Source organism: Parapedobacter sp. SGR-10, assembly GCF_011030405.1.
Lineage (GTDB): Bacteria > Bacteroidota > Bacteroidia > Sphingobacteriales > Sphingobacteriaceae > Sphingobacterium.
The window spans coordinates 118,989-142,010 of sequence record NZ_JAAJTJ010000004.1; the positions used below are offsets into that span (position 1 = coordinate 118,989).

Annotated in this window: 19 protein-coding genes and 1 riboswitch; of the genes, 13 read left to right on the forward strand and 6 right to left on the reverse strand. The window is 44.5% G+C overall.

Annotated elements, in window-relative coordinates; all coding sequences use genetic code 11:
• Positions 1-39 precede the first annotated feature (39 nt).
• The 3 genes from G5B00_RS05405 to dtd all read right to left on the reverse strand — a co-directional run bounded on the left by G5B00_RS05405 (position 40) and on the right by dtd (position 1,327).
• A complete protein-coding gene (locus G5B00_RS05405) occupies positions 40-366 on the reverse strand; it encodes a nucleotide pyrophosphohydrolase (RefSeq protein ID WP_163872245.1) in 327 nt (108 codons plus the stop codon).
• Between the two features lie 62 nt (positions 367-428).
• The gene (locus G5B00_RS05410) at positions 429-788 is read right to left on the reverse strand and encodes a four helix bundle protein (protein ID WP_163872246.1); all 360 of its coding nucleotides are present in this window, start codon (positions 786-788) and stop codon (positions 429-431) included.
• An 80-nt stretch (positions 789-868) separates the two neighbouring features.
• The gene (gene dtd, locus G5B00_RS05415; RefSeq protein ID WP_163872247.1) at positions 869-1,327 is read right to left on the reverse strand and encodes a D-aminoacyl-tRNA deacylase; all 459 of its coding nucleotides are present in this window, start codon (positions 1,325-1,327) and stop codon (positions 869-871) included.
• A gap of 173 nt (positions 1,328-1,500) precedes the next feature.
• Here dtd and G5B00_RS05420 point away from each other — a divergent pair, with 173 nt between their 5' ends.
• The 9 genes from G5B00_RS05420 to G5B00_RS05460 all read left to right on the forward strand — a co-directional run bounded on the left by G5B00_RS05420 (position 1,501) and on the right by G5B00_RS05460 (position 14,646).
• The gene (locus tag G5B00_RS05420; protein ID WP_163872248.1) at positions 1,501-2,082 is read left to right on the forward strand and encodes an RNA polymerase sigma factor; all 582 of its coding nucleotides are present in this window, start codon (positions 1,501-1,503) and stop codon (positions 2,080-2,082) included.
• A gap of 32 nt (positions 2,083-2,114) precedes the next feature.
• On the forward strand, positions 2,115-3,326 hold the full coding sequence (locus G5B00_RS05425; RefSeq protein ID WP_163872249.1) for a FecR family protein: 1,212 nt from the start codon (positions 2,115-2,117) through the stop codon (positions 3,324-3,326).
• 254 nt (positions 3,327-3,580) lie between these two features.
• Positions 3,581-6,985 (forward strand): SusC/RagA family TonB-linked outer membrane protein, encoded by a 3,405-nt coding sequence (locus G5B00_RS05430; protein WP_163872250.1) that lies wholly within the window; start codon positions 3,581-3,583, stop codon positions 6,983-6,985.
• A gap of 27 nt (positions 6,986-7,012) precedes the next feature.
• Positions 7,013-8,593 (forward strand): RagB/SusD family nutrient uptake outer membrane protein, encoded by a 1,581-nt coding sequence (locus G5B00_RS05435; protein ID WP_163872251.1) that lies wholly within the window; start codon positions 7,013-7,015, stop codon positions 8,591-8,593.
• Positions 8,594-8,638: 45 nt separating this feature from the next.
• Complete coding sequence (locus G5B00_RS05440; protein WP_163872252.1) at positions 8,639-9,559, forward strand: DUF5017 domain-containing protein; 921 nt, start codon at positions 8,639-8,641, stop codon at positions 9,557-9,559.
• 58 nt (positions 9,560-9,617) lie between these two features.
• The gene (locus G5B00_RS05445; RefSeq protein ID WP_205966311.1) at positions 9,618-10,916 is read left to right on the forward strand and encodes a sialidase family protein; all 1,299 of its coding nucleotides are present in this window, start codon (positions 9,618-9,620) and stop codon (positions 10,914-10,916) included.
• Between the two features lie 55 nt (positions 10,917-10,971).
• Positions 10,972-12,675 carry a glycosyl hydrolase family 32 gene (locus G5B00_RS05450; RefSeq protein WP_163872253.1) on the forward strand — a complete coding sequence of 568 codons (1,704 nt, stop codon included), beginning with the start codon at positions 10,972-10,974 and terminating at the stop codon, positions 12,673-12,675.
• A 199-nt stretch (positions 12,676-12,874) separates the two neighbouring features.
• Positions 12,875-13,474: a hypothetical protein gene (locus tag G5B00_RS05455; protein WP_163872254.1), complete on the forward strand. Its 600-nt coding sequence runs from the start codon at positions 12,875-12,877 to the stop codon at positions 13,472-13,474.
• A gap of 56 nt (positions 13,475-13,530) precedes the next feature.
• Positions 13,531-14,646, forward strand: coding sequence for a bile acid:sodium symporter family protein (locus G5B00_RS05460; protein WP_317168830.1), 1,116 nt, complete (start codon positions 13,531-13,533; stop codon positions 14,644-14,646).
• A 171-nt stretch (positions 14,647-14,817) separates the two neighbouring features.
• Here the strand turns inward: G5B00_RS05460 and G5B00_RS05465 are convergent, their stop codons facing one another.
• Complete coding sequence (locus tag G5B00_RS05465) at positions 14,818-17,211, reverse strand: TonB-dependent receptor (protein WP_240894395.1); 2,394 nt, start codon at positions 17,209-17,211, stop codon at positions 14,818-14,820.
• A 53-nt stretch (positions 17,212-17,264) separates the two neighbouring features.
• Positions 17,265-17,392, reverse strand: a riboswitch (TPP riboswitch).
• Between the two features lie 228 nt (positions 17,393-17,620).
• Between G5B00_RS05465 and G5B00_RS05470 the strand changes: the two genes are divergently transcribed.
• The 3 genes from G5B00_RS05470 (at position 17,621) to G5B00_RS05480 (ending at position 20,662) form a co-directional block, all read left to right on the forward strand.
• Positions 17,621-18,793, forward strand: a complete 1,173-nt coding sequence (locus G5B00_RS05470; RefSeq protein ID WP_163872255.1) for an amidohydrolase family protein — start codon at positions 17,621-17,623, stop codon at positions 18,791-18,793.
• Positions 18,794-18,858: 65 nt separating this feature from the next.
• Positions 18,859-19,140, forward strand: coding sequence for an acylphosphatase (locus tag G5B00_RS05475; protein WP_163872256.1), 282 nt, complete (start codon positions 18,859-18,861; stop codon positions 19,138-19,140).
• Between the two features lie 13 nt (positions 19,141-19,153).
• A complete protein-coding gene (locus G5B00_RS05480; protein ID WP_163872257.1) occupies positions 19,154-20,662 on the forward strand; it encodes a lipopolysaccharide biosynthesis protein in 1,509 nt (502 codons plus the stop codon).
• A 431-nt stretch (positions 20,663-21,093) separates the two neighbouring features.
• Here the strand turns inward: G5B00_RS05480 and G5B00_RS05485 are convergent, their stop codons facing one another.
• Positions 21,094-21,273, reverse strand: a complete 180-nt coding sequence (locus G5B00_RS05485; protein ID WP_163872258.1) for a hypothetical protein — start codon at positions 21,271-21,273, stop codon at positions 21,094-21,096.
• Between the two features lie 205 nt (positions 21,274-21,478).
• On the opposite strand from G5B00_RS05485, the gene G5B00_RS05490 reads away from it, so the two are divergent.
• Entirely contained in the window at positions 21,479-22,003 is a 525-nt protein-coding gene (locus G5B00_RS05490) for a hypothetical protein (RefSeq protein ID WP_163872259.1), read from the forward strand.
• Positions 22,004-22,005: 2 nt separating this feature from the next.
• On the opposite strand, the gene dusB is transcribed toward G5B00_RS05490, so the two are convergent.
• Positions 22,006-23,001: a tRNA dihydrouridine synthase DusB gene (dusB, locus tag G5B00_RS05495; protein ID WP_163872260.1), complete on the reverse strand. Its 996-nt coding sequence runs from the start codon at positions 22,999-23,001 to the stop codon at positions 22,006-22,008.
• Positions 23,002-23,022: the final 21 nt, after the last annotated feature.

Here is a 23,022-nt window from a genome sequence, read left to right on the forward strand (position 1 = left end):
TATTGTCGTATCGTTGTATATTGTATGGTGGTTACGATGTTATTTCAATTTTTCGTTGTTTTTATGGCGTTCAGCATCTCGCATGTTTTTCTTGTCCAGATTTTTTTCCAATGCTGTCGTAAGGTCTATTCCCGTTTGGTTGGCCAGACAGATTAATACAAATAATACATCTGCCATTTCATCCGCAAGATTCACTTCTTTATCGGACTTCTTGAAGGACTGTTCGCCGTATTGGCGAGCCATGATGCGGGCGACCTCACCGACTTCCTCCATTAACATGGCGGTATTGGTCAATTCGTTGAAGTAGCGTACCCCGGTTGTGGTAATCCATTTGTCTACAGTTTCTTGTGCTTCTTTTATGGTCATGTTTCTTTAGTTATCAGTTATCAGTTATCAGTGTTCAGTTATCAGTGTTCAGTTATCAGTGTTCAGTTGTCAGTTGGTTGCAAAGATTTAATCAGTCCTGTGATAATCTTGGACACTTCTATACTTTGAGCATGAAGTTTATTGATATCGGTTGTGCTTAGATAGTTTAATCTTTGAGCTAAATAGAGCATGGACTTTACCTCGCTAGTGGAAGCTAGGGAAATATATAAAAATCTAACGAACTCTTTTTTGCTCTTTCGATCAAATCCTTCCGCTATGTTGTTGGAAATTGAAACTGCGGCACGACTGATCTGATCTTTGAAGTTCCAATCTTTTAATTCTTTGAATGAAGCATATACATCCACAGCTATATCTTGTGCTTTTTGCCATGCAATAAGATCTTCAAATTTTTGTATCTTCATATCTGTTGGTTTAAATATAGTTCCGATTTACTGGTCATTGTCCAACTTTTTACTGACGACTAATCACTGACGACTGTCCATTAGTAATTATCCCTATCCTTTGTATTCATTATAATGGTTACCGGACCATCGTTTCTCAGATCGATTTTCATGTCGGCACCGAATACGCCGAGCTGAATATCCTTTTGCAATAATGCCGAAAGTTGTGCTGCCATTCGTTCATAGAGCGGTTTGGCCTTGTCCGGTTTTGCTGCCCGGATAAAGGAAGGCCTATTCCCCTTTTTCGTTTGTGCAAGCAGTGTAAATTGGGAGATAAGCAAGATATTGCCCCCAATATCCTGTATGGATTTGTTCATCAGACCCTGCTCGTCCGAGAAGATACGTAGATTGACCAGCTTTTGTGCGAGCCACTTTATGTCTTCTTCTGTATCTATTTCTTCTATGCCGATGAGCACCAAAAGTCCGCTTTCTATGCTTCCTGTAACTTGTCCATCTACCGTACATGAAGCCTGTGTCACTCGTTGTATTACTGCGCGCATGGTTATAAAAGTAGAAAGTAAAAAGTGAAAAGGCAAAAATCGGTAGAATTCTTTAGGGAACCTAGATCTATCTCTGACAAAGCAGCGTAGGTCGGTAGTATTCGAAAAAGCTTAAGCCCGAAGGCTTGACTTCTTGCATTAATCTGATTTTTTGCCGTTATTAGCGTTTTGTTATGATTGTGAACCTGTCAAATGAGTTGGTTGTGAAATTCCAGCAGGGCGATACATTGGCTTTCAAACAGCTTTTCGAATCGTTCAGCCGGCAGATGCTGTATGTCGCACAGAATATTGTGAAAGATTCGCAAGTTGCGGATGAAATCCTCTCGGACGGTTTTTTGAAATTGTGGGAGGCTCGTGACCAGTTTCACACGATCAATAGTGTCAAGGCTTACCTTTATGTCGTGATACGTAATGCAAGCCTAAATCATGTTCAGGCTGCTCGACAACGCATTGATCACAAACCATTGGATGAAAAAACACTTATTGGAGAACCTGAGGCTTTGGCCAATATCCTTCGTGCCGAACTCTTCGAGGCGATCCGCCAAGAGCTGAAGCACCTGACCCCCAAGCAGGCAGCCGTATTTCAAATGAGTGTCATTGAAGGAAAGGAAACTGATGAGATATGCAAAGCACTCGATATTTCGCCAGGTTCAGTATTTACCCACCGATCTGCGGCTATCAAAGCTATCCGAAAAGCACTGCGCGAAAAACATCAGTGGATCTTACTTTTATATTTTTCTCAACTTTTTTCTTGAGGTCTTCCATTCTTTTTTGTCTATACTAATGAATGGAAGAATTAAACGATATCGTAATCCTATTAAGAAGTTATCTTGCCGGTAGCTTGACCGAATCGGAACGAGAGCGATTGGAGAAATGGTCTGCGCAACACCCTGCTAATAGGGACTTGTTGGAGAATCTTTCGGATGAGGAGAACCTTTTTGCCGGATACACCGATTATTTACAGGTATATGATGAAGCCGTTTCAAATCGGTTGCAGCAGATTGAAGACTCGCTGATGAAGTCCATAACTTCTCCGACAGACCGCGTTTATCTGAGGAAACGTCAGTTCCGTTGGCTGCCTTATGCAGCGGCTATTCTACTCGCCGCATTAGCCAGTACATGGTTTTTCTATGGTGACCAGATTGGAAGTCAAGAAATTAGAATCGCAAATGTACAAGATATCCCGCCGGGGGGGAATCGAGCCACGCTTACCTTGGCCGATGGTCGAACGATAACGCTGGATGAAGCCCGAGACGGTATCGTCATCGGAAGTGATGAGATAACTTACAGCGATGGGAATCCGCTTGCTAAAGTCGCAGAAAATGAAGTTGGGCGAGAAGAACTCACTTTGTTAGAACTGACTACACCTATAGGAGGCACTTACCAGATTACACTGCCGGATGGTACCCAGGTGTGGCTCAATGCGGCCACTACATTGAAGTACCCAATGCGTTTTTCAGATGCCGAACGTATGGTCGAACTCTCTGGCGAAGCTTACTTTTCGGTGGTTAAAGATATTGGAAAACCGTTTAAGGTCGTCAGTTCGGGGCAAGAGATTCAGGTACTGGGTACGGAGTTTAATGTTTCTGCTTATCCGGATGATCCTGACACCAAAACTACACTGGTGGGAGGAAAAGTCCGGCTTTCGCTAGCTTGGGGGACAGGCGGAGAGACTCGTGAACATGATAAGTATGTAGAACTTGTTTCTGGTGAGCAAGGAATCGTTAAAAATGGAGGCCTTGTTAAAACCCATGTTGACACTGAACTTTATACTGCTTGGAAGGCCGGCTATTTCTATTTCGAGAGAACACCGCTCGAAGATATCCTTCGGCAGGTGGCGAGGTGGTATGATGTCCAGGTAATATACCAAAATGGCGTACCCCGTGAGACGTTTAGTGGGGATATCAAGCGCGATATTTCACTACGTGGTTTGTTGGAGATATTGCAGCGCTCCACTATTAGTGTCAGGTTGGAAGGTAAGAATTTGATTGTGAATTGAGAAAACAATATATAACCAATGTATAACTAAAAAAGGGCAATTATGAGAAAGAAAACTTTGAAAAATTAAACGAACAAGGGAAGCGCGGCTAACACTTCCCTTTCGTTCAGACAGTACTAATGTAAACTTAAGTATTAAATCAGTCTTTAAGACTATCTAAACGTACAAACGTAATGATAAATTATGGGTTTTCCCAATGGAGGGAGAAAAAGGACATGGTGCGGATTTTTGGCACCGGTCAATTATTTCGGATTATGAATTTGACTTCATTGCTGCTTATTATTTTTTGTATGCACCTCACTGGCGCTACACATTCGCAGACCGTTAATCTGGACGCTAAAAATCAGTCACTCAGTAGTGTACTTCGAACAATAAAGAAGCAAACCAATCTGAGTGTCGTGTACAACGACCGTTTTGTAAAACCCGATCGAAAGGTTTCCATACATGTTGAGAATGCCTCGTTGACGAATGCATTGGAATCATTGTTAAAGCCGTTGTTGTTAACATACCACATTACAGAAAACACGATTGTGATTACGGCGCTTCGTAGTGATAACACCAGCGGAGTTTCCGATCTCGATCGTTTGTCAGAAAAGCAACAGAAGATAATCACCGGTCAGGTGATAGATAAGCAGGAAAACCCCATATCTGGGGTGAATATAACGGCAAAAGGTACAAACCGGACAGTATTGACAAATGAAGAGGGGCGGTTTACTATCTCGGATATTTCTCCAGAAACCGTTTTGGTCGTGTCTCACTTGGGCTTTAAAACCCAGGAGATAGCTGTGAGAAATAGGCAAAGCATTTTAGTAATTATGGAAGTGGGACTCGCACATTTGGATGAGGTAATGGTGATCGGATATGGAGAGGTGAGCAGGGGCGACCTCACTGGGTCCGTGGCAGAGGTCAAAGTTGAGGATATGCGTCGGGCACCAGTGGCATCCATTGATCAAGCGTTGGCTGGCAGGGTTGCCGGTGTACAAGTCCGAGCAAATGACGGACAACCCGGCAGCGAAATGAACATTGTGATCCGTGGCGGGAACTCGCTTACACAAGATAATTCGCCCCTGTATGTGATCGATGGGTTTCCCGTAGAAGACCTGTCACTTATGGCCATCAACCCAGATGACGTGAAATCGATTAATGTGTTGAAAGATGCTTCCGCAACAGCTATTTATGGATCTAGGGGGGCAAATGGAGTAGTGGTAATCGAAACAAAAGGCGGAGAAGAAGGCAAGACTCAAGTAAGATATGAAGGGGCAGCAGGTATACAACAAGTCACCAAAACCATGGAGTTGATGGATACCTATGAATTTGTGAAATATCAGATAGAGCTCAACCCAGCTATAAGCGAGGGAATCTATCTTACTGGGCCAGAAATGACGTTAGAGGATTATAGGAATGTGCCCACGTTTGATTGGCAGGACCGGCTTTTTAGGACATCAAACACACAGTTGCACAACTTGTCGATTTCGGGAGGCAATAAGGCGACTAAATTCTTGGTTTCAGGGTCACTGTATGATTTTGACGGAGTTATCATCAATTCAGGATATAACCGGAAGCAAGGGCGCATTAGGCTGGATCATCAATTTCACGATCGGCTCCGTGTGTTTGCCAATGTAAACTATTCTTCGGATGAAAATTATGGCCAACTGGCTACTGCTGGTCATAACTCGAGCTTAAGCTGGACAACCCGAACGATGTATCAGACGTGGGGATACAGGCCTGTGGCTATCGGTAGTGATTTCGTAGAGCTGGAAGATGAATTTATCGACGAGTTGGCCACTGACAATAGAGTGAATCCGGTGATAGCGGTGCAAAATGAAGTCCGCAAACGTTTGGCCAATACCTTGAATGCGACTGCCTTTGCTGATTACAGCATCAGCAACGAGCTGACACTGCGGGTAAGTGGAGGGATTAGGAATCGTACGACACGTAGCGAAGAGTTTTACAATTCGCTTACAAATAGGGGATTCCCTCGGCCCACAAATACCAGAGGAGTCAACGGAGCCATTTACAACGATGAGTTTAGGGATTGGATGAATGAAAACCTGCTCACCTATAAGAAACGTATAAATAAACAGCACCGGTTCGAAGGATTGCTTGGCTTTACATTACAAGGGAGACAACGCTTTAGAGATGGCTATGAATCGCATCAAATTCCCATTGAGGAATTGGGGTTAAGTGGGATTGACAATGGTACCCCTGTCAATATACGGGCAGAAGTCACTGGGCACACGCTAATGTCCTATTTGGGAAGGGTCAACTACAATTATGCCGGGAAATACTTGTTGACGGCCAGCCTGCGCAGTGATGGGTCGTCCAAATTTGCCGAAGGCAATCGTTGGGCTCATTTTCCTTCGGCAGCCTTTGCATGGCGTATGAGCAGGGAAGAGTTTATGCGCAGTATGTCGTTTATTGACGATGCAAAACTGCGGTTCAGCATAGGCACCACGGGCAATAACCGTATCGGAGATTTTTCTCGGTTTGCCTCCCTAAGCCTACCCAATAGTTCGTATTATTCATTTGACAACGCTACCCCCTCACCATCCATATTGATGAATCGGATGGCAAACAACGACCTTAGATGGGAGACCACTACCCAACTTGATGTCGGCTTGGATCTTTCATTATTTAAAACCCGGCTCAATTTGGTCGTGGATGTGTACCAAAAAACAACCCGTGACCTCTTGCTAAACGCAAATGTGCCTCGGAGCAGTGGCTTTAGCACGGTACTCCAAAACATAGGGAATATGCGCAACCGTGGATTGGAAATAACGTTGAATACACTGAATGTGCGAACCCGCAACTTCACTTGGACTTCCGACTTCAACATTAGCTTCAACGACAACAAAATCTTGTCATTGACCGATGGCGAGACCAGTTTTCTTTCCCGGCCCGATAACTGGGCGGGAGAATTCAATGCCAATTTCCTTTATTTATCCAAAGTTGGCTATCCAGCGTCCGTATTTTATGGGGTGGTATGGGATGGGGTGTACCAATATAGTGATTTTGACGAAGTTGGAAACCTAAACCCTGATGTGCCTGATAATGGAATGGGGCGAGACGTTATACAGCCCGGAGACATCAAATATAAGGATCTCAATGGCGACGGTATAGTCAATGCTATGGACTATACTACCATTGGAAGAGCCATTCCTATCCATGGAGGAGGTTTCAACAACAATTTTGCCTACAAGGGATTGAGCCTGAATGTGTTTTTCCAATGGTCGTACGGCAATAGTGTATACAATGCAAACAGGCTGGTATTGGATGGGAATGCCTATGCGTACCGTACGCTGAACCAGTTTGCCACCTACGTGAACAGATGGACACCAGAGAACCCCAGCAATGAGTATTTCCGAACAGGAGGTCAGGGGCCGAGAGGTGTCTATTCGTCTCGGGTGTTGGAAGACGGTTCTTTCCTTAGGCTGAAAACAGTATCGCTGGAATATGCTTTGCCCGAGCGGGTGTCGCAGAAAATCGGAATGCAACGGATGTCTGTCTATGCTGCTGCGCAAAACCTATACACTTGGACAAACTATTCCGGCATGGATCCCGAAGTGTCTACGAGCAATTCCACGCTCACACCGGGATTTGACTATTCGGCCTATCCCATGGCACGCACAATCAATTTTGGCGTAAAAGCAACCTTGTAATCAAGATCATCTAAAATCAGATTTAACATGAAAAGGTATTTTAAAGTTATAATAATGGGGCTCTTGATGCTTGGAGCCTCGTGCAACAGCTTTCTGGATATGCATCCGGAAGATTTTCTAACCCCTAATCAGTATTTTGAAACAGCAGAGCAGGTAAATTATGCGTTGAATGGCGTTTACACCACGCTTGGAGCCACAGCTTTATATGGTGGACATATATTGGGCAGGTATGGACTGGATGCTGATTTGGGCTTCAGTAGATGGGGGAACGATATTGCTTCTGTAGGGGATTACAATGTAGTACCCACAGATGTACGGATATTGAATTATTGGGAAACATTGTATGCCGGCATCAATAGGGCCAACTTATTGTTGGAGAATATAGGAGAGGCCAATATCGATGAACACCTCAAAAGTACTATCATAGGGGAGGCTTTGTTCCTTCGGGCTTATTTCTATTTTATGCTCACCATCCGCTTCGGCGATGTACCGCTGATACTCCATACAGCGCAGGCACCATCTGCTGAGGCACTACAGATTCCTGCCGCAAAATCAAAAGAGATATACGACAAAGTGCTCTTAGACATGGAAGAGGCATCGCTCTTGGTAAGAGACGTTACGGATATTGCGGGAGGAGGTCGGATCAGCAAATCGACTGTCTGGGGAATAATGGCCCGTGTATGCCTCTACATGGCAGGTAATCCGTTGAATGAAACTAGCAAATACGAAGATGCCCGTAAATGGGCCAAAATGGTAATAGATGAAGAGCATCATGAGCTCAATCCGTCTTTCCAGCAAGTTTTCATGAATTACATCCGGGATATTTATGATACGACAGAGAGCATCTGGGAGGTGGAATTTTGGGGAGATGGTGTGGGACTATATGGTGGGGCAAGCGGGTTGGTTGGTATCCACAATGGGATCGCTACCACAGATGACCCCGAATATGGATGGTCCAGAGGGATTTTGTGTACGACAGATTTTTTCTATCGGTTGTTTGAGACAGGCGATCTGAGAAGAGATTGGACGATTGCCCCTTATGGGTTTTCCGGAACTCCAGCAACGATTAATTATTGGGCAACTAACCGAATCTACGACCGTTATTGCGGTAAATTCAGGAGGGAACATCAACTTGGACCTAAAGAACACCCATATACATCGATCAATTATCCCATTCTGCGTTTTGCAGACGTGTTGTTGATGTTTGCAGAGGCCGATGTTCAGGTGAACGGCAGCCCAACGCCCGAGGCGTATGAGGCAATTAACCAGGTACGCAGAAGAGGTCACGGTTTAGCTATTCACGTTGAAAACCCTACCGTTGATCTGCAAGGGCTTGATGCCTTTTCTTTTATGGATGAGCTGAAAGACGAGCGGGCGCGCGAATTAGGGTTTGAGGCATTGCGAAAAGACGATATTATCAGGTGGGGCGAGTTTTTGCCCCGAATGAAATTCGTCCATCAGCACGTTGCAGGCGACGGTGGAACACGGAATGTATTGGTAAGGGCAAAGGAGTACTATGACAATGCTGCTGCCAGAGATGTACTGTGGCCCATACCCAATAGTGAATTGATCCTGAATAAAGAACTTGTTCAAAACCCAGGTTGGTAGTTAATTAATTAAATTTTTTTTTAAAAAAAATAGAACAGTGAAATTATGAAAAAGTTTTGTTTGTATGCAGTGTTGATCGTGGTATCGATGAGCTGTAAAAGGGAATTGGAGCTTACATCGTTTGATTTTGAGGTAGAGGTTGAGCAGGCCACTCATTATGCCGGAGACCCCGTAACCTTCCATTTCACGGGTAACCCTGAAATCATTTCTTTTTATTCCGGCGAGGTGGGGAATGACTACGATTCAATCGGGGGACGTGTTGTTTCCGCTAATTTGCTGTTGTCTTTCGAGTCCCGCATTTTCGATGGTACACAGGATAACAAACCCAGCGTGATTGTGTCCACCGATTTTTCCGGCAACTATACGTTGGAAGATGTCGAGGCAGCTGAATGGATTAACATTACCGAGAGGTTTGTACTTCCACCCATCACAGGTGATGTTGACGGTTATTACCAGTCTGGCAGTGTAGATATCTCAGATTTGAATACAGGAGCAGACCCACTGTTTATTGCTTTCCGGTACGAGCATAGACCCTTTGAGCTTTTTGGACGGAGAAATACTTGGCGCATCAGGCAGTTTCGGGTGGAACGTGAGACTGATCTTGGAATTACAGAAATTGTCAATAGCTCCAACGTGAATTGGTCGGTCGTTCAGAAAGGCCCTTGGGACAATAACCGGATAACACCAGGGGCCACCATAGTTTTCAATGGGAATCTTACCAATCCCGAGGTTTACCTGACGGGTTGGGTAATCTCCGCTCCACTTCATATCGATCCTTTTTTGATGGATCTGGGGCCGGATAGGGCTGTACCCATCAAATCTATTGCCGATGCAGACAGGCCGAGTTATACCCACACCTATACCGAGCCAGGGACTTACACAGCCACGTTTGTAGCGGCCAACCAGAGCTTAGATGAGCGGAAAGAGATCATTAGGCAGGTGGAAGTGGTGGTTTTACCCAAATAAGCATGAATGTTCTTGATTTTCAAATGATTTAACACAGTACAGTAATATAATTTTAACTATGATGATGTATCTTTTAACTTGTTTTTTGGTCGTAACGAATGTATTGTATGCTGGTTTGGGGACACAGTTGATGGCAGGTAATTTGCCGAAGCAATTATCTCTTGGCTCTCAGGTTTCTCTCGAAGCAGGAGCTGTACCCCAAAATGATCTGGGCTTTGATAGGCGTATAGACAATATCGCAAGAAACAAGGGCAAGCTCATCCCTTCTGATTGGGATCCCCTGTCAGCAGGGAGCAAAGTGTTGGACCGGCTTATTCCTATTACGGCTTTGCAAGTAAAGGGTGCACATGACGCCGAAATGGTTTTGGTAGGTAACCGTGCATATATTGTCGCTGAAGTAAACGATATAAAACCCGGTGAACATCCGAGATGGCCATTTGTATACGTGACAATGTCGGTTGTCAACCTTGAGACGCTGGAGCTGGAAAAGATATATAATGTCGCGCAGTCAGGCCAATCTTTTGAGAATGAGACACTGCCATTGGGAGCCTGTTTTGTGCCTCGGATTATCCAAAGAGACGAACAAACGCTTCGATGCTATTTTTCGAGTGAGAACCCGGATGTCAGGCAATCTCAAATTTGGTATATGGATTTTGACCTGACAACACATAGATTTACCAACCATATTTTCAAGGCAAAGATTACAACAACTGATGGAACATTTGATATGCAGCCTCGCCATTTTCACGCCGATGCAGCGAAACATGGATTCAGAAAGCGCCCTCGGGATTACGGGCTATGTATTTTTGATTCCTTCAAGTCTTTTGATGGAAAGATATATGTGGCATTGAATAATTACCCGGGACGGCAGAATGCCTTGGCTTCGCTCAATGACGATATGGATACGTTTGAGATCATCGGACACTTCAACGAGCCACAGAAAATGGCCTTGTCAGAAGCATCGGTAAACCGCTTGCCCGATGGCACGTGGATGGCAATAATACGTCAAAACGGGGGCAACTATGTCTTTTCCACCAGCAAGGATGGCAAAACATGGACAAGAGCCGAATACCGTGATTTTGTGCCCAATGGGGGAGATTCCAAACCGACTTTTGATAAATTCAATGGCATTTATTACTTGGGATGGCAAGAATCCACATTGATCGAAGGTGTCAAGCGCTCGGTATTTAATATCGACGTTTCCCGTGACGGTATAAATTGGGAGCGCAAATACCGATTTGAAACGCCTGAAACGTTCCAATATCCCACATTCATGGAACATAATGGCAGTGTTTGGCTTTGTGTCACGCAAGGCCAAAAGGAACGCATCATGTTTGGTAAGCTGGAAGACCTGTAATAGGGCAGCAATATGTTGCTGTTTTCTATCAATAAAATCTATAAAGACGAGTTAAATGAAAAGACGAAAATTTATACAAAACGCCTCCTTGGCAAGTGTAGGGACACTGTTGTTCCCTTTTTGTAAGCCCTATAGTCTCGGCGATCTACTGGCCAACGGTCAACCTGGAGGCCAAGGAGAAGAATTGCTCTACAATGGTATCAAATTGCCATGGGTATGGCCTCCACGCAATTTCAGTCCCGACAATTTTGACCCGATGCCTGTTCCCTATTTGGAGGCTCCTCCCGCCACGATTCCTATTGATGTAGGCCGTCAGCTTTTCGTAGATGACTTCTTGGTCAAGGAAATGACATTGAGCAGGGAGTTTCACTTGGCAAAGAAATATGAAGGCAATCCAGTGCTCACCGCGGAGAAGGAATGGGAGAGTTGGTTGAATGTGACCGGAGCTGCACCAATAAGTGGTGGAGTGTATTGGGATCCGGCAGATAGTCTTTACAAAATGTGGTATGAGGCCGGTTGGAATGGCTCGTTGGCCTATGCGACCAGTACTGATGGCATAAATTGGCAACGCCCAAATGTCGGGGTTGAGGCCGGCACAAATATCGTGGTCAAGAACATCAGCGCAGCCAGCACCTTCGTTATACTGGACCACGCTGCTGACCATCCGCGGCAACGGTTTAAGTTGTTTTCACGTAGTTCAGGTGGTGGCATAGTTTCCGGAGAACTACGTATTTCCCCTGATGGAATACACTGGTCGTCACCAGTAAAAACCGGAGAGATGGGCGATCGCTCCACTTTAATGCGCAATCCGTTTCGAAATAAATGGGTCTATGGTATTAGATCTAGTGGACGTGCAGAATTGAGGTCAGGTATTGGACGGGCGAGGTATTACATAGAACGTGACCGTTTTCTTGAAGAAGCGAATTGGAGAGCTGACGAACCTGTATTTTGGACAGGTGCAGACCGACTGGATCCACCAGATCCAGTCATTGGTGACCGTCCCCAGCTGTATAATTTGGATGCTGTGGCCTATGAGAGCCTCATGTTAGGGGTCTTTCAAATTCATAGAGGACCACACAATGACGTTGGAAATGAAACCGGAATTCCAAAAATCACAGAGCTGTCACTTGCTTATAGTCGTGATGGTTTCCATTGGCACCGCCCAGATCGGCGGTCATTCATCGAAGCCACACGCAAAAAAGATTGGGAGCGGGGCTACCTGCAATCTGCTGGGGGTGTCTGTCTTGTCGTAAACGATGAACTATGGTTTTATTATGGCGGGTTTGAAGGCGATGAAGGGGGAACAAAACCCAGGGGTCAATACCAAGGGTCGGGCACTGGACTGGCAAAGTTAAGGCGGGATGGTTTCGCCTCGTTGAACGCAACCGAAACAGGGGGGACAATTACCACACGGTTAGTGACATTCAAGGGCCATCACCTATTTGTAAACGTGGATTGCCCGGCAGGCGAGTTGCGGGCTGAGATATTGGATGAGGGAGGACAGGTAATCACACCATTTTCTTTGGCAAACAGTGTGCCTTTGGTTGTGGATAAAACATGTGCCGCGATGACATGGGATGGGGGAGGCGATCTTGCTGCCATTGCCGGACGTAAGGTGAGTTTTCGATTCCACCTGAAAAACGGGAAGTTTTACGCATTTTGGGTTTCTCCTGATACGTCGGGAGCAAGCTATGGGTATGTGGCTGCTGGAGGACCAGGTTTTACAGGTGCTATCGATGACAAGGGCACATCGGTGTAAGCTCAAGTCCAAACTTCTAAGATAGATATTGTCAAACTAGTATAGTTTTTGTCATACTGAGGCTTGCCGAAGTATCTAAAAATATGATTATCTGTATAGTTTTTAAATCCCTCCAAAGTCGGGATGACAATACCTATCTAAATTAACAATACCCTAAGATACAGAGATACTGGAATAAATGAACAAATAATAAAAGAATATGAATTTGAGTAGTATAATGTTATTGATTGCCATGACGTTGTGGAATGGCGTGTATGGACAGCAAAGTCAAAAAGTTACAGAAAAAAGGCTTTCAATAGGTATGCAAAGCCAGAGATCTCCTTATGGCAGCTTTGTAGATCTTCAGGCAGGAATGGTTTACAATCTGAAAGATGCCGGAAATCACCAACAAGACATAGATTTGGTGTTTGGATATAGCAAGGTGTCGGCCATGAACATAATGGCACCGTCTAGTAAAAGTCTTAAATCCTTTAAACTATATAGGGAAAATGTTCTTTCGGAATGGCAGTACAAAAATAGGGGAGTATTGGTTGTTTTAAAAGGAGGCGAAAAGAACCGGGAAATTTTTGAAGGTATTAAGACAGATGGGGAATTGAGAGATGCATTTGAAGAGTGGACGAAGCCATCAGGACGTAAGAGTTCCGATCGGATTGAAGATGTGAGTGTTGGTGATTATATTTTATTCAGATCTAACCAAAAGGAAATGTATGCTGTGGGATATATTGCCGATTTTCAGGCGAAGGAAGGGGCGGAATACCAAGGTCATGTTTTGATTGATTTCAAAATAAGTGGCCGTTAGCAATGGCATAAGTAGTAAGATAATTTAAATTAAACACAAAGTATATCCGAAACATTGTGAAAAATATCAACTTGTACAATCTGATACTCGGGTTGTCAGCGATTATGCTATGCACAATAGCAATCGTTGTGTCTAAATATGGTTTAGCGTCAGCGGGACCGCTTATGATTTTCTTCTTGCTTATATTGGCCATCGGCTGCCGAGGTTATGAAAGGCTCAAAGGATTCTCCTATTCTTTGGTAATCTTTTCGGCAGTCACGTTGGCGCTGTATTATCCCGATTATTTCATACAATATGATGGATTTGCGTTCTCTGGTTTGATCACCCCACTGATTCAATTGATCATGTTTGGTATGGGTACGTCCATGAGCGTGAAGGACTTTGTGGAAGTAATCCGGTCGCCTAAGAAAGTTGTTCTGGGAAGTATGGTACAGTTTACGGTTATGCCCATAATAGGGTTCACGTTAGCCCAATTGAGTGGCTTCCCACCTGAGATTGCGGCGGGAATGATTCTCATCGGCTGTTCACCCAGCGGGATGGCTTCCAATGTGATGGCCTATCTTGCTAAGGCGAACTTGGCGCTATCTATTACGTTAACCTCTGTAAGTACGCTCTGTGCACCATTGATAACACCATTGCTAATGAAACTACTTGCAGGTACTTTTATCGAAATTGACGTCATGAAAATGATGTGGGATATTGTTAAGATGGTTATTCTCCCCATTGGCGGAGGGTTGTTGTTTAACTGGATTTTTATGGGAAAGCTGAAATGGATGAATACAGTTATGCCGTTTGTGTCTATGACAGGGATTGCCTGTATCATTGTGATTATCACTGCCGCCGGTCGCGATAGCTTACTCCACATTGGTGGTTTGTTGGTACTTTTTGTCCTCATTCATAATGTATCTGGCTATCTATTGGGATATTGGATGGGAAGAGCCTTTAAATTTGATGAACGCGATTGCCGTACCTTGGCCATCGAGACGGGTATGCAAAATGGAGGGCTGGCCTCGGGAATTGCAAAAGAAATAGGGAGACTAGCCACTACTGGGCTTGCGCCTGCCGTTTTTGGCCCATTGATGAATATTACGGGTTCTATTTTGGCTTCTTATTGGCAAAAGAAGACAATTAAAGAAGGTGTTGAACAGAAAAATGAGGTTGAAAGAACCTGATAATATCTACTGTTGTTTTCCCTTTTCTCCTCAAGACGCTTACTTAGGTTTTCTAAGGTATATTGGTAATATGCATTAAAAAACCAGTCAGATTTTTGAAACCTGACTGGTTTTTTAATATTTCTCTCCTTTCCCCACCCTGATGAGGAGCAGGACGAGATCAGAGGAGAACTAAAACCGGATATTCAGACCCAACATAAAGTTGGTGCCGGCCTGTGGGTAATAGTAATTGTAATGTGCTATATCCGTAGAGCCTTGGTACATTTCGCGCCAGGTATAGCCCGATGTTTCGTACTTGCTGTTGAAGATATTATTGACCGTGAGGTTCAGGTCGACGCGCTCCAACCCTAAAGCTTTGAAGGTATATAACGCTCGGATATGGTTCACAAAATATGGATCTATGCTACGCTCCGTGGCAGAGGTGTTGTCCAGATACAGACGAGATACATATTTGGTCAACAAGCTGAAAGACAGTGTATTTGTTGCTTTGAAAGTGAAATCGTTGGATAGTACTGTCGAAGGGGACATCGCAATATTCGTTGTGCCGTGTTCGACTGTTTCTTCGTGCAATTTTTCCCAATCTTCGTTGTAGACAGGGATATACTCCACGAAATCCTTGATTTTGTTTTGGCTCAATGCTGCTGTGGCGCTCCAGGTAAACATGGGATGGATAGCCCATGATCCGTCAAGTTCTATACCGATTCTGTAACTGTCCGGAATATTGAAACGCAAAGCTCCTCCTGTATCGTTCAGTGTCCCTGTCGGTACCAGTTGGTCTTTGTACAGCATGGCATATAGGTTTGTACCGACATTGAACTGTTCGTTGCGGAAGCGATATCCAGCTTCAATGTCTTGCATTTGTTCTGGTTTGGGGAATTCATTCCTCGGGTTTTCTACGTAATCCTTACGGACGGGTTCTTTACCGGCATAGGCGTAGGATACGTAGATATTGGAATGGCCATTGATAAAATAGGTGGTTCCGATTTTCGGATTAAAGAAGGATAGGTCGTCCTCAAAGCTGAAGTTTTTGATTTTATTGTCATCTCCCGAAGCCTTGTAATTGACGTGACGTCCCTGCAGATCCAGATTGAACAACCAATTGTTTACGCGGTAATCTGCCTTTGCGTATAAGTTGATGTCGGTTTTCTTGGCATCGTTGAGGTAATATTTGCTGTCTATTGTCGAGTTTGAGGCATATTGTGCCCAAATGACTTGTCCGTAGTGGTCACCCAGGTATTGGTTTGCGGCACCTCCAAAAGTCAGATTGAGCTGATCGGAAGCCTTGTAGTTCAAGGAATAAGTCAGGCCATAGAAGTGATTGTCAAGCCATCTCCTGCGCACCATATCCGACCTTTTTATCTCAGACAAGACATCTCCGTCCTCGTTGCGGATAAAAACATTTTCTAGGCCGTAGTTTGAAAATTTATCATTTTCTCTGTATTCTTCATAATAACCGGCTCCACGGGTATAATGTGCCGCAACATTCAGATTGACTTTATCATTAAAGTAGCTCGTATAATGCAGGTGAGCATGTGTCTGTGTATAGTTATCCGTCTGGTTATCATAGGTGAATCCGTTATACGTGCGATCGCTTTCCAGTTTATCCTCAGAGATACCGTTCCAAGCCTGATAGGTTTTCTCCTTGCCGGAAAAGACGGTGGCTTTCAGGATATGCTTGTCGGTGTAAATCCCTCCATCTACATAGAAAGACTTGAGATCGGATGTTGCCCTGTCGACATAGCCGTCCGAAGCAATACGTGACAATCGCGCGTTGAAAGCATATTTGTTTTGAATCAATCCCGACCCTACCTTAACCGTGTTTTTCCAAGAATTGAAAGACCCAAAAGAGTTGTTGAGTTCAGCATACGGGCCTTCTTCCAAAGCGTCTGTCTGGATATTGAGTGAAGCACCAAAAGCGCCTGCACCATTGGTCGATGTACCGATACCGCGCTGGATCTGGATGCTTTCTACACTGGATGCGAAATCCGGTAAGTTGACAAAGAAGGAACCCATGCTTTCCGCATCATTGAGTGGGATGCCGTTCAATGTCACATTAATCCGCTGATTGTCTGACCCTCGGATACGCATGGAGGTGTAGCCGATTCCGGCACCAGCATCCGAACCGATGACCATACCGGGAGTTTGTTCCAACAGGTATGGAATGTCCTGGCCCAGGTTATTTTGCCGTAGTTCATCCTTGTTGATATTCTTGAAGGTTGTCGCAGCATTTTCTCCGGCACGTGTAGCGGACACAAACACCTCGCCCGTTTGTAGATGTAGGGCTTCCAATGTGATGGAGTGTTGGGCCTGGTTGGTCGAAATTCGACCATTGTGTGGCCGATAACCCAGATAGGTGACCTGTAGTGGGAGCGTCTTGTCACTCGTTTGAGCAAAAGAGGCTATACCTCGTTCGTCAGTTTGTTTGCTGATCCTGTCCAATGTCACGGTAGCACCTACCAATACTTGATGATGATTGTCGACGACCCTGATAGATACGTCATGTTGTGCGAAGCCTAGCAACGCCATGAAGCAGAATGCCCAAGAGGCATAAAACTTTTTTAACATAATAAAATAAAATTTTGAGTTAAACCTCACTATTGCAAGGGGTTACAATAGCGCTTAATTTAACCGCCCTTTCCCTACGCTGGCATTACCCAGATCAGGTATGTCCTGCATTTTTGGCAGGACAGGGTATAATCTCAGCCTTTATTCGTGTTCATAGAACAAGGCACCCCTATTTCGATGATGCAAAGATAGTTGATTTTTTAATTATAAAAAAGTATTTGGTTGAAAGACTTCTAAACCTTCTAAAATTCCGGAAGTCTTACTCTATTATTTACCACGATTTAAAATAAATTAACTCGGGCTGAATTTAGTTTGGAATCTTTTTTGCAGTATTTAATTTAATAATTAGGGATATTTTGGTATTTTGTATAAAATACAGTGTTTGGATAAGTGTTATAATATAGAGAGAATGTTAAAGTATTTTTCAGCAGATTATGTCTTGCCTATCTCCTCGCCACCGATACGAAATGGTGTTGTAGCGATCGATCAAGACGGTGTGATCAAAGGAGTGTATAATAGTGATGAGGCTCCGATAGAAGCAGAAGTGCGTAAGCTGTCAGGAGTATTGGTGCCCGGTTTTATCAATGGACATTGCCATCTTGAGCTATCTTATCTCAAAGGGCATGTACCCGAAAAGCAGGGATTGGTGGATTTTCTTCTGTACGTGATGCGTCATCGCAATCCGACGGCTGGTGAGGAAGAAATTGAAAAGGCCATGAAGAAGGCAGATGAGATGATGTACAACAATGGGATACAGGCAGTCGGTGATCATGTGAATACCGCGCTGTCTGCCAACATCAAAGAAAAAAGTAAAATACAGTACCATACGTTTGTAGAGATCATCGGATTGCAGGAAGAGGTCGTCGGACAAAAAATAGATGAAGCAAAAGAAATCGAATTTTATTTTGACCATCTCCATTCGTCTATCACATTGCATGCACCTTATTCCTGCTCAAAGTCTATGCTGACAGCTTTTAAAAAATCCGTGTCTGAAAGAAATATCATCAGTATACACAATCAGGAGAGTGAAGAGGAGAATATATTGTTCCGGTATGCAAAAGGGGATTTTATAAGATTTTATAAAGAAATAGGAGTAGATATATCCCATTTTAAACCACAGGCCCGGGCTTCTCTGCAATATTTCCTTCCCTATCTCCCCTCCACCAACAGGGTGATATTGGTGCATAATACCTATACGACAGTGAAAGACATTGATTTTGCCCTTCGGACGCGGCGAAATGTTGCGTTGTGTATTTGTCCCAAGGCTAATCTGTATATTGAGGATACGCTACCTAGGTTGTCCGTCATAAATCACGGTGCGGATATAATTATCGGTACGGACAGTCTGGCATCCAATGATACGCTGGATATTTTGGAAGAATTGAAAGTGTTGCACCGGCATTATCCTGAACTGGATTTTGTCAAGACCATGCAATGGGCTACACTCAATGGCGCAAAAGCTTTGGGTATGGGAGATCAATTGGGATCTTTGGAAGTCGGGAAGACTCCGGGCCTGGTGTTGCTCAAAAATATGAAGCAGCTTCACTTGACAGAGGATGTTAAAGTCGAGCGTATTGTTTAGACAAAACTTTTCCAAAGTTCAAACTTTGGAAAAGTTCCCCTAATAAATTGATTACATTTGCTTGCATGAAACATTGGAATATCCGAGTCAGGGGAAAGGTACAGGGTGTGTATTTTCGATTGACGACCAAAGCTGTCGCTGACCAGTTGGGCATTAAGGGTTTTGTGATGAATGCAGATGATGGTTCGGTCTATATAGAGGCCGAAGGGGATGATTTTGGATTGGAGGCTTTGTTGGATTTTTGTAAGGAGGGCCCCGAGCGAGCAGAAGTAGAAGCGGTGGATTATACCGAAGAGAAGATCGTACGAGGTTTTAAGAATTTTGAAGTCCGTAAAAGGATTCGTTAAATAACTTCTGGGGGTGTCAAGTATAAAAAAATTTGTAAGCGATACGGTGATATATGGATTTACGACCATTGTATCACGGATGCTGGGTTTTTTGATGACCCCAATATACCTGGACAAGTTCAAAAATGCAGGTGTCTACGGGGTTTATTCCAATTTTTATGCATGGGTGTCCATACTCAATGCCTTATTGGCATTTGGGATGGAAACTACTTTTTTCCGTTACCTGCAAAAGGTAGAAGAGAAGGATAAGAGAAAGGTCTATAACAATAGCTTCGTGGTCACACTGCTGACCTCGTCACTGCTGCTATTGACCGTGTTCTTGTTTACCCGGCCACTCGCCACATGGTTTGCAGATGGCGACCCCATAGATGATTATGTAAAGTATATCAAGTATTTTGCGTTGATATTGGTTGCAGACGCACTGGCCGTAGTGCCTTTTGCTATGCTGCGGGCCCACGGTAGACCTATTCGATATAGCTATCTCAAGTTTATCAATATCTTTATTACGGTCTTTGCCAATTTGTTCTTCATTGTATTTTTGCCGTCTTGGGTACACACTTCACCTTTTTGGGCCAGGTTTGCGGAGGGGTGGTTTATAGAGGGATGGCTAGGCTATGTGTTTATTTCCAATTTATTGGCCAGCAGTGTGACCCTGCTGTTGTTGTTGCCCGAGATACTGACCTTCCGATTACGGATTGACAAGGCTCTGATGACATCCATGCTGAGATATAGTTTCCCGATTTTGGTGGCTAATATTTCGTTTATTATCAACGAAAATCTCGACAAGATGTTTTTTCCGAAGCTATTGCCGGGAGACCAAGGTAAGATTGAGCTTGGTATTTATGGTGCCGTGGCCAAGATTGCCGTATTTTTGAATTTGTTCGTGACGGCCTTTCGGTTGGGGGCGGAACCTTTTTTCTTTTCCTATGCCAAGCAGGAGGATGCTCCGAGAACCTATGCCCGAATTATGGAATATTTTGTATTGCTGATGGTGTTGGTCATGGTAGGTATGACAGTCAACCTGGACTGGCTTAAATATTTTATCAAAGGTAATGAAGCAGATCCGGGGGTGTACTGGTCGGGGCTTAAGGTGGTGCCGGTCATTCTATTCAATTATGTGCTGCTGGGTATATATATGAACCTATCTGTATGGTACAAGCTGACGGATCAGACCCAATATGGATTGTATATTTCCGGTATAGGGGCCCTGTTGACGATCGTATTGAATGTCCTCCTTATCCCACGCTATTCTTATGTAGGGGCGGTGGCTTCCACGAGTATTGTCTATCTGGTTATGGTCGGTCTATCTGCGTTTTGGGGACAGAAATATTATCCGATCCCTTATCGGTTTTTAAAGATAGGATCCTATCTTGTCGGGGGATTGGCGGTTTCGTTGGTCAGTTTCTTTGTGTTTGATAGCAATTTTTGGATAGGGAATTTCTTGTTGCTGGCGTTGTGTATCATTATTCTTTTTGCGGAAAGAAAATTTATCCGCACCTTCTTGGTGAAGAAAGGAAAATAAACTTAAGGGCTGTGGCGTTGTGTAGGGTGAACGCATCAAAATTGTTTTTTTGTAATAAAATGATGTGGGATTAAAACGGAGGTTTATTTTAGATACATTTTGTTGTCGTTTCCTGCCCATATCCTCTCCGTCCTCTCCGGCGGACGGCCTCGTGACTTTTGAAGCCCAAAAGTCACCAAAAGGCTTGTCCATTTCAATGCATCTTGTCACAGAGGCCCTCGCTCAATAACCCTGCAACTGCTGCCCTTGGTTTTGTCTCCCTAGGGCCATTCCCCGGCAACCCTTCGACAAAACTGAACGGAGCTAGGGGCATCCCGCCGCACAGCCTCCCGTTGCAGGGCTATCCCTCCCGATGCCGGTGAAATGGACGGTTCGTCATCTAATACGGATTTGCTTTACCTGCACATCAGTACATTACATGCAAGGATAAGCTATCCGATGTAGAACGTATCCCGTCCAATCACAAGTGGTGGCAGACGACAGGAGATACCGGGGGCGGTGGGTAGGCCAAGGCCTAGGGGATATTTCCGAAGCCCCACCCTAGCTTCGGAATTCTTCCCAGCCTTGACGGTATGGCTGTCGTGAGCGGAAGCCTGTGCGACAGACCACATTGATTGGACACAGCACCTTGGTCCTTGGGTGCTTCCAAGGACTAGGCCTCCGCGGCCATTGAGCGGTATGAAAGTGATAAAGAAAACCTCCCTTTATACCATCAATAAAAAATAAGATGCCTGCCTACCGGACAGGCAGACATTTACCCTGTAGCGCTGAGCTTCTTGGAGCCGTTATAGCAGGATAAACTTATATATTTGTAGGATGAGAAAAAATTTACTTTTAATTTGTTTACTATGTATTTCAGGGGCACTCTTTGCCCAGGATTCAACCCGTACTGTTTCGTATGAAAGAAAGAACGATGTGCTTATTGACCCTATCTTTTTGATTGCTGCACCTGCATTGAATGCTTCCTATGAACGGATCTTGAATGCAGATTACGGTGTGGGTGTACATGCGCTTTTGGGACTTGGGGCCATGGATGAGATTGTGCAGATCTCCCCTTATGCCCGGATGTACCTGGGACAGCGATATGCGAGTGGCTTTTTTCTGGAAGCGTTTTTTCCGATTACGAGCAGTGAAGAGTATGAGGAGTCCTTTGAGAAGGAAAATACACCTTCTACACGCGAGACGACGTTTGGTTTTGGTGTAGGCATGGGCGGTAAATGGGTCTTGAAGAAAAATATCATCTTCGAAATAGGCGGTGGTGTAGGGCGAAGGCTTTTCTACGATGGCCCGAATGAACCCCTGGTCGGAAAATGGATGCTCGGTGTAGGGTATAAGTTTTAAGCTTAAACAGCTTCTTCCGCAAAATTGTATTTGATTTCTTCCAGTGCCTCCAATATTTCCGTATAGGATGAAAGGCTTACTAACTTCATGCGGTATTCCTTAAAATTGGGGATACCTTTGAAGTAATTGGCGTAATGCCTGCGCATCTCGAAAATACCGGTTTTGTCTCCCTTCCATTCAATAGATTTGATGAGGTGGGTACGGCATACTTCCACACGTTCGGCAATAGTAGGGCCTTCGAGACGTTGTCCGGTCTCAAAAAAATGCTTGATCTCCCGGAATATCCATGGATAACCGATAGAAGCACGGCCGATCATAATGCCGTCGACTTCGTATTCCTGACGCCATGCGGCAGCTTTTTCGACCGAATCGACATCACCGTTGCCAAAAATCGGAATTTTGATCCGGGGATTGCGTTTCACGTCGCGGATCATTGTCCAATCGGCCTGGCCTTTGTACAGCTGTGCACGTGTGCGTCCATGTATGGACAGTGCTTTGATACCTACATCCTGCAACCTTTCGGCTACTTCGTAGACGTTCTTTGTGTTGTCATCCCAACCTAGCCTCGTCTTGACCGTCACGGGGAGGTGCGTAGCATTGACCACAGCTTTGGTCATAGCGACCATCTTGTCTATATCTTGTAGCAAGGAGGATCCGGCGCCTTTGCAAACTACTTTTTTGACCGGACAACCGTAGTTGATGTCGATCAGATCTGGGTTTGCTCTTGAACATATTTCGGCAGATTGGCGCATGTGTTCGATATCTCCTCCGAAGATCTGTATGCCTATCGGTCTTTCGTATTCGAAAATGTCTAATTTTTGGAGGGATTTAGCCGCGTCACGGATCAACCCCTCAGACGAGATAAACTCCGTATACATCAGATCCACACCATTTTGTTTGCATACGTAACGAAATGGTGGATCGCTGACATCCTCCATCGGAGCCAACAGCAATGGAAACTCTCCCAGATCAATCTTATCGCCAATCTTTATGGACATTTTGCAAAGGTACGACTATTT